This window comes from Candidatus Pelagibacter sp. FZCC0015 (genome assembly GCF_007833635.1).
GTDB lineage: Bacteria > Pseudomonadota > Alphaproteobacteria > Pelagibacterales > Pelagibacteraceae > Pelagibacter.
This window is the reverse complement of record NZ_CP031125.1, coordinates 811808-826799: the sequence shown is the minus strand read 5'-3', so window position 1 is coordinate 826799 and position 14992 is coordinate 811808. Positions and strand designations below refer to the sequence as shown.

Annotated in this window: 13 protein-coding genes; all 13 read right to left on the bottom strand. The window is 24.6% G+C overall.

All coding sequences use genetic code 11. The annotated features are described in order from the left end of the window. Nucleotides 1-17: 17 nt before the first annotated feature. Genes DT059_RS04340 through rsmH form a run of 13 tightly spaced genes read right to left on the bottom strand, consistent with a single transcriptional unit; the run spans nucleotide 18 to nucleotide 14975 of the window. Nucleotides 18-719, bottom strand: a complete 702-nt coding sequence (locus DT059_RS04340; RefSeq protein WP_145597078.1) for a hypothetical protein — start codon at nucleotides 717-719, stop codon at nucleotides 18-20. Then, complete coding sequence (locus tag DT059_RS04335) at nucleotides 712-1383, bottom strand: cell division protein FtsQ/DivIB (RefSeq protein ID WP_145597076.1); 672 nt, start codon at nucleotides 1381-1383, stop codon at nucleotides 712-714. The genes DT059_RS04340 and DT059_RS04335 overlap by 8 nt, the downstream gene beginning before the upstream one ends. Beyond that, nucleotides 1364-2275 carry a D-alanine--D-alanine ligase gene (locus DT059_RS04330; RefSeq protein ID WP_145597074.1) on the bottom strand — a complete coding sequence of 304 codons (912 nt, stop codon included), beginning with the start codon at nucleotides 2273-2275 and terminating at the stop codon, nucleotides 1364-1366. Before DT059_RS04330 ends, DT059_RS04335 begins: the two co-directional genes overlap by 20 nt. A gap of 1 nt (nucleotide 2276) precedes the next feature. Continuing rightward, nucleotides 2277-3182, bottom strand: a complete 906-nt coding sequence (gene murB, locus DT059_RS04325) for a UDP-N-acetylmuramate dehydrogenase (RefSeq protein WP_145597072.1) — start codon at nucleotides 3180-3182, stop codon at nucleotides 2277-2279. After that, the gene (gene murC, locus DT059_RS04320) at nucleotides 3179-4576 is read right to left on the bottom strand and encodes a UDP-N-acetylmuramate--L-alanine ligase (RefSeq protein ID WP_145597070.1); all 1398 of its coding nucleotides are present in this window, start codon (nucleotides 4574-4576) and stop codon (nucleotides 3179-3181) included. Before murC ends, murB begins: the two co-directional genes overlap by 4 nt. Beyond that, nucleotides 4566-5630 carry a UDP-N-acetylglucosamine--N-acetylmuramyl-(pentapeptide) pyrophosphoryl-undecaprenol N-acetylglucosamine transferase gene (locus tag DT059_RS04315; protein WP_145597069.1) on the bottom strand — a complete coding sequence of 355 codons (1065 nt, stop codon included), beginning with the start codon at nucleotides 5628-5630 and terminating at the stop codon, nucleotides 4566-4568. Before DT059_RS04315 ends, murC begins: the two co-directional genes overlap by 11 nt. A gap of 3 nt (nucleotides 5631-5633) precedes the next feature. After that, nucleotides 5634-6755 (bottom strand): FtsW/RodA/SpoVE family cell cycle protein, encoded by a 1122-nt coding sequence (locus DT059_RS04310; protein ID WP_145597063.1) that lies wholly within the window; start codon nucleotides 6753-6755, stop codon nucleotides 5634-5636. Then, nucleotides 6742-8040, bottom strand: coding sequence for a UDP-N-acetylmuramoyl-L-alanine--D-glutamate ligase (gene murD, locus DT059_RS04305; protein WP_145597059.1), 1299 nt, complete (start codon nucleotides 8038-8040; stop codon nucleotides 6742-6744). The genes DT059_RS04310 and murD overlap by 14 nt, the downstream gene beginning before the upstream one ends. Then, nucleotides 8040-9125, bottom strand: a complete 1086-nt coding sequence (gene mraY / locus DT059_RS04300) for a phospho-N-acetylmuramoyl-pentapeptide-transferase (RefSeq protein ID WP_145597057.1) — start codon at nucleotides 9123-9125, stop codon at nucleotides 8040-8042. The genes murD and mraY overlap by 1 nt, the downstream gene beginning before the upstream one ends. Then, nucleotides 9126-11969 carry a UDP-N-acetylmuramoyl-L-alanyl-D-glutamate--2,6-diaminopimelate ligase gene (locus tag DT059_RS04295; RefSeq protein WP_145597056.1) on the bottom strand — a complete coding sequence of 948 codons (2844 nt, stop codon included), beginning with the start codon at nucleotides 11967-11969 and terminating at the stop codon, nucleotides 9126-9128. Between the two features lie 2 nt (nucleotides 11970-11971). Beyond that, complete coding sequence (locus tag DT059_RS04290; protein ID WP_145597054.1) at nucleotides 11972-13663, bottom strand: peptidoglycan D,D-transpeptidase FtsI family protein; 1692 nt, start codon at nucleotides 13661-13663, stop codon at nucleotides 11972-11974. Next, the gene (locus tag DT059_RS04285) at nucleotides 13663-13968 is read right to left on the bottom strand and encodes a cell division protein FtsL (RefSeq protein ID WP_145597052.1); all 306 of its coding nucleotides are present in this window, start codon (nucleotides 13966-13968) and stop codon (nucleotides 13663-13665) included. The genes DT059_RS04290 and DT059_RS04285 overlap by 1 nt, the downstream gene beginning before the upstream one ends. Beyond that, a complete protein-coding gene (gene rsmH / locus DT059_RS04280) occupies nucleotides 13965-14975 on the bottom strand; it encodes a 16S rRNA (cytosine(1402)-N(4))-methyltransferase RsmH (RefSeq protein ID WP_145597050.1) in 1011 nt (336 codons plus the stop codon). The genes DT059_RS04285 and rsmH overlap by 4 nt, the downstream gene beginning before the upstream one ends. Nucleotides 14976-14992: the final 17 nt, after the last annotated feature.

The window sequence follows — 14992 nt, the reverse complement described above, 5'->3', positions numbered from 1 at the left end:
TACAGTAAAAAACACTTCTAACTGAATAGTTGAAAAAATTTCTCAAAAAACCCCATATTTTTATAGTTTTTTGGAATTAATCTTACCTCATTTTCATTGAAACCATTCTGAATTTTATAAATCATTTCAGCAAAATCTATTTTTTTGTCAGAAAAGTAATTTTTTATATATTTACCATCCATACAACCAGTTACTTTTATTTGATATTTTTCTAAAATTTTATCAATATTAAAAATAAAATTGCTTGCAATATATTTAAATTGAAATTCTATACAGAGATAGTCTCCTTTAAATTTATCATTATAAGATGAGTGATAATTTCCATTTTCTAAATATCTACATATTAAAATATGCATTATCTTACTATCATGATAATTTTCTCTAAATAAATCCTTTGCATCTGTTAATACATTTTGTAAAAATTTCTTGTCTACAATTTTATTATAATTTTTTTTTTTTATTCCAAAATTCAAATCAATAATTTGATCATTTTCAACAACTAACACAATATTTTTAACAAAATGTCCTGCTAATTTCTCAATTTTAAAAATATTGTCTTCTATAAATTTATCTAAATTATTTACATCAATAAAATAATTATTTTTAAATTTAATACCTTTTTTATATAAATTTTTTAAATTTTTTTTATCAAATAAATAAATCCAAAATTCACTTGGTGAAATATATAAATATGTTTCAATATCAAATTCTTCAATCATTTAGTATTATTTGATTTTTTATTCTAGCATCTATTACTTTTATGTTTTCTAAATTAATATTATTCAGTAATTTAAAAGCATTATTTAAAGATATTTTAAGATTATCTTTGGATAGTTTTATCAATATATTATTTTTTAGCTCAACATCCCATCTATTAGATTTAAAGAAATAAAAATTTTCAATCTCATCATATAAAATATTTGAACTATCTATAATTTTTTTTAAATTTAAAAATTCTGATATATCTGGATTGCCAAATATAAATGGAAGGTTATTAATAGATGAATTATTTTTAATTAATTTTCCATTAGATCCTATAATGAAAGTTTTGCCTTCTTGATTTATTTTCGCTAGAAAATCCGTTTTTTCAATTTCTATATCCAGTGTTGATGGGTACTCTTTAAAAATTTTGTATTTTTGAATTAAAGTGTTTGAATCTATAACTTTGCCAATTGAATTTTCATCAAGAAAAAAAATGCTTCCTAGATTTAAGCTTTTTAGATCATTTTGAATAATTGCGCTATTTGAACTATCTAATCCTGAAATATTAATATTTTCAACTTTATTGAATTTAATTTTACTTAGGCTTAAATTATTTACAGATCCCAAAATTATTAATAAAAAAAAATAAATTAAAATTTTTTTACTTTTTCTTTGTTGCATCTTTTAAAATCCACTCAATTAACTTAATAAAGCTAATCCCTTTATATGCAGCTATTTCAGGCACTAAAGACAATTTAGTCATTCCTGGTTGAGTATTAATTTCTAACAAATAAAACTTCCCATTATTATATTTAAAATCTGACCTCGTTATACCCCTACACCCAATTACTTTGTGTGCTTTTAGCGCCATATTCATTACCCGATCTAAATTTTTTTTAATTAAATTTACAGGAATAATATGCTCTGTTTTTGCCTTAGAATTATATTTGGCCTGGTAATCATAAAATTTTCTTTTTGGTTTTAATTCAATTGCTCCTAATTTTTTATCGCCCATTATCGCGACTTGAATTTCTCTACCGCCAATAAATTTTTCAATCATAATTTTCTTATAGTGCTTAATCTTCTTTAAATTCTTAATTATATTTTTTCTAGAACAAATAAATACATTTACACTTGATCCTTCATTAAGTGGTTTAATTACAACTGGAAATTTTAATTCTTTATTAATTTTTTTTATCAAATCTGAATTTTTTATATCAAAAAAATAAATAAATGATTTTGGGGTATTAATTTTATTTTTAATAAATAATTTTTTTGAGATTTCTTTATCCATTGCTATTGATGATGCAACGACACCTGAGTGTGTATATGGAATCTTAAATCTTTCAAGTACACTTTGAATATATCCATCTTCACCAAACTGCCCATGGAGAGCATTAAATACTATATCGGGTTTAAATTGTTTAATATTTTCTGTTAATTTATCAGGTTCAGAAATTTTAACTTTATATCCATTTTTTTTTAACTCCTTGGCAACTTGATATCCCGTATCAAGACTAATTAATCTTTCTTTGGAAATTCCTCCAGATAGTATAAGTATTTTTTTTTTCAATTTATTCTAAAATTTTAATTTCTGTTTCTAATTTAACCCCTGTTTTCTTAAATACACATTCAGACACAAAATTTATCAATTTTTTCATATCTTCAAACTTAGCATTACCTCTATTTACAAAAAAATTACAATGTTTTTGAGAAATTGATGCATCTCCAAAGGATTTTTCTAATGGCACAGATTCTTTGATTAGTTGCCAAACTTTTTTATCAGATTGATCTATAGGATTCTTAAATGTGCTGCCACTAGTCTTAATTTTTGTTGGTTGAGCTTGTTTTTTTTTTTCTTTTAATAACCTTATCTCATTATTAATTAAATTCTTATCTTTCTTGAAACCTTTAAATGATGCACTTAAAAAAATAAGATCTTCAGATAATCCGCTATCTCTATATTTAAAATTTATCTCTTTTGCTGGTATAGTTATTACCTGACCTGATTTATTTACTGCCTGAATAGAAACAAGAATATCTTTAAACTCCCTTTGAAAACAACCAGCATTCATTTTAATACCACCACCCACTGTTCCTGGTATGCATGATAGAAATTCAAAACCGCCTAAACTATTTTCCATTGCAAATTCAGATAATGATTTATCTGTAACTGCACTACCTGCCACTATAATTTGTTCAGAATGTAAAGAAATATTATTAAAATTTTGAGTAAGTTTGATTACAACTCCATCAAATTTGTTATCAGATATCAAGGTATTAGAGCCGGCCCCTAATATAAATATTTTTTTTTCTTTTTGAATTTTTTTAAGAAATTTAATTAATTCTTTTAAATTATCTGCCTTATAGAAAGCTTTTGTTTTGCCTCCTATGTTAAACCAATTTTTTTTTTTTAAATCATAATCTAGCTTTAAATTATCACTAAACTCATCCATCAATTCTTTGAAATTAACTTTCATGATAATAAATTTGGTAATTCTCGTATCCAACTTGAAATAGTTCCTGCACCCATGCCTATAACTATTTTTTTTCCGTATATATTTGATTTAATAAATTTTGCTAATTGAAATTTATCATCTACTAAAAATAACTGAACTCTTGAGTTTTTAATTATTTCCTTTGCAAAATTAATATAGCTAAATCCAAGTTTTAATTTTTCTCCTGCGGTATAAATTGGAAACAAAATAACTTTATCCGCATCTTTAAAAGCATATGTAAATTCTTTTCTTAAATCTTTTAATCTTGATATTCTGTGTGGTTGGAAAATACATATCTTTTCATAATCTTTATAAACTTTTTTTACACCATCTAGTACTTCTTTGATTTCTGTAGGATGGTGAGCATAATCATCATAAAAATCTACATTATTAAAATTGAAAATTTTATTAAATCTTCTTTGAACCCCTTTAAAATTTTTAAGTCCTTTTTTTATATTGTTAATTGGTAACCCTACTGTTAACGCTAATGCTGCCGCAGCTACAGAATTTTTAATATTATGATTTCCCAATAATGGAATTTTGAATTTTTTTATTAATTGGTTTTTTTTATTAGGTAATTTTATATTTAAGTCAAACTCAGAGAATTCTTTTAATTGTTTTATATTTTTTATACAAAAATTTGATTTTTTATCCAAACCATATGTATAGAAGTTTTTATTTTTAATATTTTTAATTAAATTTCTATTATTTTTTTCATCTAAACAAATAAATGATTTTCCAAATGAAGGAACTTTGTTAACAAAATTTTCAAAATATTTATTTAATTTATCCATAGTGCCATAATAATCCATATGCTCTCGATCTATGTTAGTGATGATTGAGTATGTTGGAGGTATGTAAACAAAACTTCCATCTGACTCATCTGCCTCTAATATAGACCAATCACTTTTTCCAAGCTTTGCCGAATTATTAATCGAATTTATTACTCCACCATTGATGATTGTGGGATCAATTTTTGTTTCTTGAAATATAGATGCTATTAAAGATGTTGTAGTAGTTTTACCGTGTGATCCAACTACTACAATATTTTTCGTTAAAGAAACAATATTGGCGAGCATTTCTCCTCTTTTATATATAGGTAATTGTTTTTTTTTGGCCGCAAGAAGCTCTGGATTATTTTTTTTAATAGCAGAAGACACAACTAGGATAGTCCCCTTTTCTATATTTTGTATCTTATGTCCAATGAAAACTTTTATTTTTTCTTTTCTTAATCTTTCAATATTTTTATTATTTGCAATATCGCTGCCTTGAACTTTAAAACCCTTACCTTTCATAATAAGTGCTAAGCCACTCATGCCTATTCCACCTATTCCTACAAAATGTATAAGTTCTGTTTTTGCTAATTTAATTTTCATTAATAGTTTTTAATATTTTTTGATTAACATTATTCCATGTATTTTGATAATTTAATTTCTGTAAATTATTTTTTTTTGTCATGTAATCCTGGCTTTTATTTGTCAATTCTAATAAAAATTTCTCAAATTTTTGGTCGTCAAAATTTTTTTGATCAATTATCCAACAACAATCCTGTTCCTCATAATATTTTGCATTTTCATACTGGTGATTATCTTTTGATGACGGAAGTGGTATTGCTATAAATGGAATATTTAAAAAAGATAGTTCAGCTAAACTTGATGCACCTGCTCTCGTTATGCATAAATCCCCTTGTTTTAAAACTTCATTAAGATTGTGATCAAAACTGAAAACTCTACTTTCAATATTATTTTGAGAATAAAAATTTTTTAAAAAATTAACATTTTTCTCACTTGTTTGATGAATAATTTTTATAGGAACCTGTTTTGCTATACTCACAAAAAATTTATTTAAAAGCTCATCAAAGATTTTTGCACCTTGACTACCTCCTATGATTATAATTGTGAATAGATTATCAGTTTTTTGATACGCACTAGTTTCGTAATATTCTTTTCGTATCAAAGGTTTGACAGTAATTAATTTGTTATTAATTCCAGATGGTAAATTAATTAAATTCTTTGAATAACATATTAATTTTCTTGAAAAATTTAAAAAAAATTTATTTGCTCTTCCAAGAACCATATTTGGTTCAATTAAAAAAATATTAATTCCCAATATTTTTGCTGCTAAACATATTGGCAAAGACATATAGCCACCTGTAGAAATTAAAATTGAAATATTATTTTTTTTTAAAATAAAAAAAGATTTAAAAGTGAGAAAAAGTATTTTTAAAAGTGAAAAAGGAAGTAACAAATAATTATTTAATTTTGGAGTATTAATTATAATTGCTTTATAATTCTTTTCTAAATATTTAAGACCTCTGATATCAGTAGTAATCAAGGTTTCATGCTTATGCTTTATATGATTATAAATTGTAATTGCTGGTATCACATGACCTCCAGATCCACCTGTGGAAATTAAAACTTTTTTTGTCATTTATTAAGTTATTTTTCTTTTTGTTAAATTTAAAATTATTCCACCTAATATTGATGTGCTTATTATCGATGAACCACCATAACTTAAAAAAGGCAATGTCATTCCAGTAGTTGGAAATAATCTTATATTAACGCCCACATGAATTGTGGCCTGCATTAATATTAAACTAATTGATCCTATTAAAATAAGTTTAACTTTATCATTTGTCTCAAAGCTTATTTTTTTAAAAACCATATAAATTAAGATCAAAAACAATAATAATATTAACATTATGGCAACAACACCAAACTCTTCAGAAATTACTGAAATAATGTAGTCAGTATGAGCTTCGGGAACTCTATTTTTAAGAACTCCTTCACCTATACCTTTTCCAAAAAAGCCTCCACTTGTAATTGACTCTATTGCTTTATCAGATTGGAAGTTATGAGTACCTGTTTCTCTTTTAAAAAATGAAAAAATACGTCCTTGAATATAATCAAACCTTGGAACATAAATAATAAGATAAGCAAGTAAAGATGCACCAGCAATAAATATTGCTAAAAGAATGTATATATTAATTCCTGATGTGAAGATTAGAACTGCCCAACAAAATATCACTAATAAAGTTTGGCCAATATCTGGTTGAGCTATTAACAATAAAGAAATGAAAGATATCAAAAAAATAGATATCAAATACTTAAATAAAATATTTGATTTTATATCACATAGAATAGTTGCTAAAATTATTATCAAAAATGGTTTTAGAACTTCTATTGGCTGAAATCTTGGTAAAAAAAATAAGTCTATCCATCTTTTAGAACCTTTAACTTCAACACCAATGAATGGAACTAAAAATAAAGAAATAAGTGAAACAAAAAAAAGAATAATAGAGTATTTATATAATTGATCTGAATTTAATGATGAAAATATAAAAATAAGAGATATTCCAATTAACACATAAATCAAATGTTTAAAAAAGAAGAAATAACTGTTGGTATCTAACTTATCAGAAGCTATTAGAGAAGTTGAAACTAAAGAAAAAAATAATCCAATAATAAATAATAAACTTATTAGTAAAAAAATAGATTTATCTATGTTTTTCCACCACTGATAATAAAATTTGTAAACAATACTATCGCTTTGCATTTATATATTTTTTAATTATCTGATTGAAATAATACCCTCTATCTTCAAAATTTTTGAAACTATCGAATGAAGCTCCAGCTGGACTGAAAAAAATAATATTTTTTTTAGATTTTTGTATATTAATTTCTGAAAAAATAACTTTAAGAGTTTCTTTTAAATTCTTAAAATTTTCAATTTTTAATCTATTTTTTAAAATTTTTTTAAATTTTCTATGATGTGATCCAAAAATATAAGCTTTGATATTTTTACACTTTATTTTTGATAGTTTAAATTTATCTCCTTTTTTAGGAATTCCTCCTAAGATCCAATATGCATGATTTAAATTTTTTAATATATTTTCTGAGGAAGCAAAACTTGTAGATTTAGAGTCGTTAATTATTGTGAGATCTTTTTTATCAAATATAATTTGTTGTCTGAAATCTAGACCTTTAAATTTATTAATAGTTTTAATTAATTTTTTGTAATTAAGTTTTAATCTTGGAGCAATTTTTAATATAAATGATAAATTTTCTTTATTGCCATCAGATAGGAAATATTTATTAGTAATTTTATTAAACTTTTTATCTATACTTGAAGTCTGTACTCTGTAGATTTCTGAATTATATTTATTTTTATTTAATTTTTTAGTTATTAGTTCATCCTCTTTTTTTACGTATGCAAAAGATCCTCTTATTTGAGATTTTAATAATTTAAATTTTACATCTACATAATTTTTTAAACTTTTATGTCTTTCAATGTGGTCTGCAGTTATGTTTAAAATTACCGCATATTTTGATCTAAATACGCTACTGTAATCTAGTTGATAAGAAGAAGCCTCTATTACAAAGATTGTTTTTTTTGTAATATTTTTTTCTGATAATGCTGGATTACCAATATTCCCAATAAGTCTTGAGTCTCTTTTTTGATCAATTAAAGCATCATGTAAAATTTTAGCAGTTGTAGATTTACCGTTGGTTCCGGTAATAGTAATGCTTTCATTGTTATAAAATGAAAACAAAACATCAAGGTCGGTATGAATTTTTTTAAAATTTTTCTTTAAAAATTTTGATAACTTACAATTTGAGATATCAATTCCGGGACTAATAATAATTCTATCAAAATTTATTTTTTGAATTTGCTCTAGTTTAATAATTTTTTTTTTAAATTTAAATTTAATTTTTTGATTGTCATCAAACAAATATACATCAGACTTGTTTTTTAAAAACTTATAAGATGAAATGCCACTCTTTCCTAAACCATAAATTAATATTTTTTTTCTTAAAAAAATATTATTAAATATTTTCATTATCTTAATTTTAAGGTAGCTAAACCAATCATTGCTAGGATGATAGAGATAATCCAAAACCTAATTACAACTGTAGACTCTGGCCATCCCTTTTTCTCAAAATGATGATGAATAGGCGCCATTCTAAAAATTCTTTTTCCAGTAAGTTTAAATGAAATCACCTGAACCATTACTGAAACTGCCTCTAGTACAAAAAGTCCACCAGTAATAGCTAAAACTATTTCATGCTTTGTGATAATTCCTACTGCACCTAAAGATCCTCCAAGAGATAATGAACCTGTATCACCCATAAAAATTTTAGCAGGTGGAGCATTGAACCATAAGAAACCTAGACAAGAGCCAATAATTGCCCCACAAAAAATTGCTACCTCACCTGTTCCTTCGATGTAGGGAATTTGTAAATAATTTGAAAATACGATATTTCCAGTAACATAACTTATAAAAGCAAAACATGCTGCAACTAATATTACAGGCACTGTTGCTAGACCATCTAATCCATCTGTAAGATTAACGGCATTAGATGAACCTATAATTACAAATATTGCAAATGGTACAAAAAACCATCCAAGGTTTATGATTAAATTTTTAAAGAATGGAAAATATAAATTATTTAAATTTTGATAATCATTAAAATAAACAAATAAACTCACTCCTATAATTGCTAATATTATTTGTGAAATTATTTTAAACTTTGAAGAAATTCCTGATGAGTTGCTATATTTAATCTTCTTAAAGTCGTCATATGCTCCCAATAAACCAAAAGTAATTGCTATGTAAATACAAAATAAAATATTAATATTTGATAAATCTGCCCAAAATATTACTGATACCAATAAGCCAAATAAAATTATTAAACCTCCCATTGTTGGTGTACCAATTTTTTTAACTATATGATCTTCAGGTCCATCGTCCCGAATTGGATTTAAAATTTTTTGTTTTGAAAAAAATCGAATAAAAGGACCTCCAATAATCAACACAATAACCAATGAGGTGAAAAAAGATAAACCTGTTCTAAAAGTTAAATATTTAAATACATTTAAAAAACTAAAAGTATCTACAAAATTTAATAAAAATTGATAAAGCATTTAATGCAATCCTTTCAGATCTTTTACTATTTCGTTGAATCCTGTCGCAAGTGAGGCCTTAATCATTAAATAATCATTATTCTTTATATCTTTTCTAATCAATTCAATAATTTGAGATTTGTTTAATAAAATCCTGCCTTTTTTGGCTTTTGAGACACCTGCAAATATTATAGATGCCATTTTGCCTTTAACGAATACCTTATCTATCTTAGTTTGATTAATTGTTGGAGCAATAGATTGATGAAGTTTTTTTGAATGTCTACCAAGTTCTAACATGTCACCAATTAGTAGATATTTATTTGATTTTTTTGAGTTTATTTTATCAAAATTTTTTATTGCTGATTTTAATGATAGAGGATTTGAATTATAACTTTGATCAATTAAATTAATTTTTTTATTATCAATTTTTACTAGAGAATGATCTCCTCTTCCAACTGGAATTTTGAAATTAAGAAAAATATTTTCATTAAGTTTAAATATATTTTTATAAATACTGATAACTGCTAAAGCAGAAAGTGTATTGTATATATTGTTTTGAAAATCGTTTGATAATGTGAAATACTTTTTTTTATTATTTGATCTAACATTAATTCTAAATTTTTTTCCAAAGGGCTGTATATTAATTAATTTAATGTCTGATTTCTGACTTTTAATACCAAAAGAAACTACTTTAATTTTATTTTCTATGGCAATTTTTTTATGTAATTGAAAAAAGCTGTCATCTGCATTTAATACAGCATAACCATTAGGTTTTATATTATTAATAATTTCAGATTTTGCTAAAGCAATTTGTTTAATATTTTTAAAATTTTTAGCATGTGCATAATTTATATTTGTTATCACACCAACATCTGGTTTTATAATTTTTGATAAATAATCAATTTCTCCTTTTTTATCCATTCCAATTTCTAAAATTCCAAATTCATCATTTTGTTTTAAATTAAAAAGACTTAAAGGAACCCCAAATTTATTGTTATAAGATTTTGGAGAAATACTTACTTTTGAAATTTTACTTAATACATTGCCCAATAATTCTTTAAGTGTAGTTTTGCCACAACTGCCTGTGATAGCTATAATATTTGTATCAATACTTTTCCTAAAAGTTTTTGAAATATCTGTTAAGAATTTTAAAGTATTTTTTACTTTAATCTGTCGACTTTTATTTAATTTATTTTGAATTTTATTTAATACAGCTAACGATGCTTTTCTCTTAAATGATTCTGCAACATATTTATTACCATCATTTTTTTTTCCTCTAATAGCAAAAAAAATATCATTTTTATTAACTTCATGAGAATTTATTCTTGCTTTTTTTAAAGATATGGATGTAGACAATTTTTTAATTTTTGCTGCCTCTTTAACCACATTTAATTTTAAATTATCTGATAAATTATTATTTTTATGCTTAATAGCATTTAGAATTACTTTTCTATCTGAAAAGAAAACTTTCTTATTTCCAATATCTTGTGTTTTCTCGTGGCCTTTCCCGGCAACTAACAAAATATCACCTGAATTCAAATTATAAATAGCTTGAGTTATTGCTATAGCTCTATTGGGTATTTCAATAATTCTCTTTTTTTTAATTCCCTTTTTTATATCTCTTCTTATTTTTTGAGGATTTTCAAATCTAGGATTATCATTAGTTAGAATGATGTTATCTGCAAAATCACTAGCTATTTTACCCATTTTTGATCTTTTGTTTTGATCTCTATTTCCCCCACAACCAAATAGAACTTTGATTTTTTTATTAGAAAATTGTTCTCTAAGATTTAAAAGACACGTTTTTAAAGCATCAGGCGTATGAGCATAATCAAGAATTACTTTTGATTGATTTTTAATTTTACCTATTTTTTCAAATCTTCCTTCAACTGGTTTCAATTTTGGAATTGTATTTAAAATTTTATTTAAACTTACACCGCTGTATTTTGCAGCAATTATTGCCATTAAAACATTTTTCAATTGTACTTTTCCTATTAAATTTAAATTTAGATCCTGTATTGAACTATTTAATTTAATTCTTAGAACTTGCCCCTCTCCTTTAAAGTTATGAGATAAAAGCTCTAGATTATTTTTCTTATCATTTAGTGTATGCAATTTTAATTTCTTATTAATTGTAATTTTTTTTATTTTTTTAAACTCTGGAATTAATTGATCTGTAATTACATTGCCTCTTTTTTGAATTAGTTTTTCAAATAAATAAAGTTTTGCTTTTAAATAATTTTTTAAATTTTTATGATAATCAAGATGATCCTGGGATAAATTGGTAAATATACCTGAATTAAACTTCAAACCATCTAATCTATTTTGTTTCAAACCATGACTTGAGGCTTCCATGATTACATTTTCTATTTTTTGAGTTTTTAACTTAGTCAAAATTTTAGCTAATTGAATTGGATCTATTGTGGTATTAGATAAATTCAAATTAATTCTTTTTGATTTAACACCTAATGTACCAATTGAAGCAACTTTTTTATTGTTTAATTTTAATAATTGATAGTAAAAATCAGCAACTGACGATTTCCCATTTGTACCTGTAACTGCAATCAAATTTTTTGGTTTTTTATGATAAATTTTGAAAGCAATTTCAGCTAATAATTTTCTTATATTACTTGTATAAATATACAAAATTCCATTTTGAAAATCATTTCCTTTTTTTTCAGTTACAATAATTTTAGATCCTTTTTTAATTGCTTCTGGAATAAATTTATTACCGTCAAAACTATTGCCTTTGATTGCAAAAAAAACATTATTTTTTTTTATGCTATTTGTGTCAAACGAAATTCCTGAAAAATAAAAATTTTTATAATTTTTGTTTATGTTGTGAAAATAATTTCCTAAGAGCATTATTAATTAATCTCTATATATTTTGTGGCTAAAATAGGCCCAATTTTATCTATCACCTTTCCAGCTACTTCTACTGAAGTCCATCCAGCAGTATTAAAAAGTGTGCCCTTCCAACCTCCGTCTCGATGTCTATATTTATAATAATAATCTTTAGATTTTTGTGGACCATCTAACATTACAACAAAAACAAACTTTGGATTTGAAGTTGGGAAAATTGAAGCGAAAGTATTCACTTTCCCTTCTGAATATACTCCATCTAGAACTTTATCTGCTGTTCCTGTTTTGCCTCCAATTTCATAATTAGGAACATTTGCTAATTTTGCTGTTCCCTCTTCAGTGCTAACTATTTTTCTTAAAGCCGAAACTACTTGCTCAGAAACACCTTTGTTTAATAACCTTGTTCCTTTTGCATGTTTTTCTAAATTTTTATTAATAAGGGTTGGGTTAATTTCAAAACCACCGTTAGATAAAATTGCATATCCTTTTGCCAACTGAAGGATTGTAGTTGCTATTCCATGTCCATAAGATGCTGTAGCTAATTTACATTTGCTAAATTCGTAGTTTTTTTGTGGTGCAACTTCCTCTATATCAAATGTTATTTGACTAAGGACTCCTATTTTTTCTAAAAAAGTTTTAAATTTTTCAGCACCAATTTTTTGTGCAATTCTAACAGACCCTATATTACCTGACCTAATTAAAATTTGCTCTGCAGTTAAATTAGATGGAATTTTATTGTCATATTCTCTTATTGGGAAACCATAACAACTTAATGATTTTGGTAAATTTAAAAATTCTGTTTCCGGCTCTATTAATTTTTCATTAAGAGCATTTGCAAATGTAAAAACTTTAAATACAGACCCAAGTTCATATGTTCCTTTAGTTACTCTGTTAATATAATTTACATCAGTAATATATTGTCTTTCATTTGGATTGAAATCAGGCAAAGAAACTAATGATAAAATATTGCCATTGTTAACATCCATTAAAATAGCTGCACTACCTTTGCTTTTAAAAATTTCCTGATATTTAATTAATTCTTTTCTAATTAAAAATTGAATATCTTTATCTAATGTAAGTTTAATTGACTTTTTAGATTTTCTAAGTTCATCATTTAACGATTTTTCTAATCCAGAAATACCATTGTTATCATCATCTATCTGACCTAAAACATGACTAAAAAGATTTTTTTGTGGATACATTCTTAAAACTCTTTCTTCTGGGATTAAAGATTTGTCCCCTAATTTCATTATTTTTTCATAATTTTCCTCTGAAATTTTCTTCTCTAAATAAAAAAATTTTTTAGTTTTTATTTTTTTTTTAATTTCATCAAAATTTTTATCAGGAAAAATAATATTTAAACTTAGAAGTAATTTTTTTTCATTAATTATATCCGAAGTTTTTAAACCAATATCAATCGATTTAACTGTCTTAGCTAAATAATTTCCATTAATATCTGTAATATCTGCACGATAAAGTTTGCTTTTAGATATAGGAATATTATATACTTTTTCTGAATTATCCTTTCGAGAACCTAAATGAATTAAATGTATTGTATAAATCGAATAGATAATAAAAAAAATAAAGAAAATAAAAGCGACACGATTAAATTGAATATTTAATCCATTTTCTTTTTTCTTGAATGTAAAATCACTTTTATAATCTTCGATGGTTAATTTTGATTTATTATCAGCCATTACTCTTTAATAATATTATAATTTTGGATTTTATTTATATCATCTGAAATATTATAGATTTTTATGTCGTTTATATTTTTTTGAATTAACTCATTCTCAAAATATAGAGATTGATATTCAAGTAATTTTTCTGCTGAACTTAAATAATCATACTCCAAAGATACATTTTCAAATTCAGATTTTAAAACTCTAATATTCTCTTTTGCCGTAAATATTTCATCTTCAATCTGTTTTGTGGTATTTTTTATTATTGCTGTTGATAGAACTAAAAAAAAAATCACTACTGCTAAAGCAAACTTTTTCACAGTTTGTCTCCGTAATTTTCAATTTCAATATAATTTCTGAATTGCTCCTCTATATCAGTATCAAAATTGTAAAAATCATCCTTTTTTATTACATATCTAAATTTAGCAGATCTAGATGGTGGATTTTCATTTACCTCTTCAACTGAAGGAGTTATTGGTTTTTTTTGAATTAAATTAAATAATGTTTCTGCTTGTTTTACAACAGGGCTATATCGTGAAATACTTTTATTTTCAGAGAGACTTTTAAAAAAATATTTTACTATTTTATCCTCTAAAGAATGAAATGTTACCACACCTAAAACACCTCCTTTTTTTAAAACTTTAGTCGCATTAACAAGGCCATAGATTAATTCACTTATTTCTTTATTTACAAATATTCTAAGTGCCTGAAAAACCTTGGTCGCATTATGAACTTTAAAGTTTTTTCTTTTTTTTGATTTATCGATAATTTCAACTAAAATTTTAGTATCAATTTTATTTTTTAATCTCTCTTTTATAATATTTCGTGCAATGTATTTTGCTTCTTTTTCATCTCCAAAAAATTTAAAAATCTTTTCTAATTCTTTTTCATCAAGTTTATTAATTGAGTCTTCTGCTGAATAATTATTTAAACCCAGCTGCATATTTAATTTGCCATCTGCTTCAAATGATAGTCCTTTTTGTGGGTCTTTAATTTGAGTATAAGAATAACCAAGATCAAAAATTATTCCTCTTATGTTTTCGTTTTTGAGCTTTAAATTACTTAATTGACTAAATTTTATATTTTTAAAAATAAATCTATCTTCAAAGCTTTCTTTTAATTGATTAGCAATTTTTGCACTCTCTATGTCTCTATCAATAGCTATTACTTTTGTATTTTTAAAATCTAAAATTTTTTTGGAATAACCACCTTGACCGAAAGTACAGTCGATAAATGTGCCACCATGTTGAGGGGAAATAACGCTAATAATTTCTTTTAGCAGTACCGGATAATGCTTTTGCATTTTCGGTACTATGGTGGCGTCCATTTATCTCTTGGAAGACC

What these genes read in the sequence shown, in the direction of transcription:
- DT059_RS04310 (WP_145597063.1), bottom strand. Translation starts at nt 6,755, where the DNA reads ATGCAAAGCGATAGTATTGTTTACAAATTTTATTATCAGTGGTGGAAA.
- mraY (WP_145597057.1), bottom strand. Translation starts at nt 9,125, where the DNA reads ATGCTTTATCAATTTTTATTAAATTTTGTAGATACTTTTAGTTTTTTA.
- DT059_RS04290 (WP_145597054.1), bottom strand. Translation starts at nt 13,663, where the DNA reads ATGGCTGATAATAAATCAAAATTAACCATCGAAGATTATAAAAGTGAT.
- DT059_RS04340 (WP_145597078.1), bottom strand. Translation starts at nt 719, where the DNA reads ATGATTGAAGAATTTGATATTGAAACATATTTATATATTTCACCAAGT.
- DT059_RS04315 (WP_145597069.1), bottom strand. Translation starts at nt 5,630, where the DNA reads ATGACAAAAAAAGTTTTAATTTCCACAGGTGGATCTGGAGGTCATGTG.
- murB (WP_145597072.1), bottom strand. Translation starts at nt 3,182, where the DNA reads ATGAAAGTTAATTTCAAAGAATTGATGGATGAGTTTAGTGATAATTTA.
- murC (WP_145597070.1), bottom strand. Translation starts at nt 4,576, where the DNA reads ATGAAAATTAAATTAGCAAAAACAGAACTTATACATTTTGTAGGAATA.
- murD (WP_145597059.1), bottom strand. Translation starts at nt 8,040, where the DNA reads ATGAAAATATTTAATAATATTTTTTTAAGAAAAAAAATATTAATTTAT.
- DT059_RS04335 (WP_145597076.1), bottom strand. Translation starts at nt 1,383, where the DNA reads ATGCAACAAAGAAAAAGTAAAAAAATTTTAATTTATTTTTTTTTATTA.
- rsmH (WP_145597050.1), bottom strand. Translation starts at nt 14,975, where the DNA reads ATGGACGCCACCATAGTACCGAAAATGCAAAAGCATTATCCGGTACTG.
- DT059_RS04295 (WP_145597056.1), bottom strand. Translation starts at nt 11,969, where the DNA reads ATGCTCTTAGGAAATTATTTTCACAACATAAACAAAAATTATAAAAAT.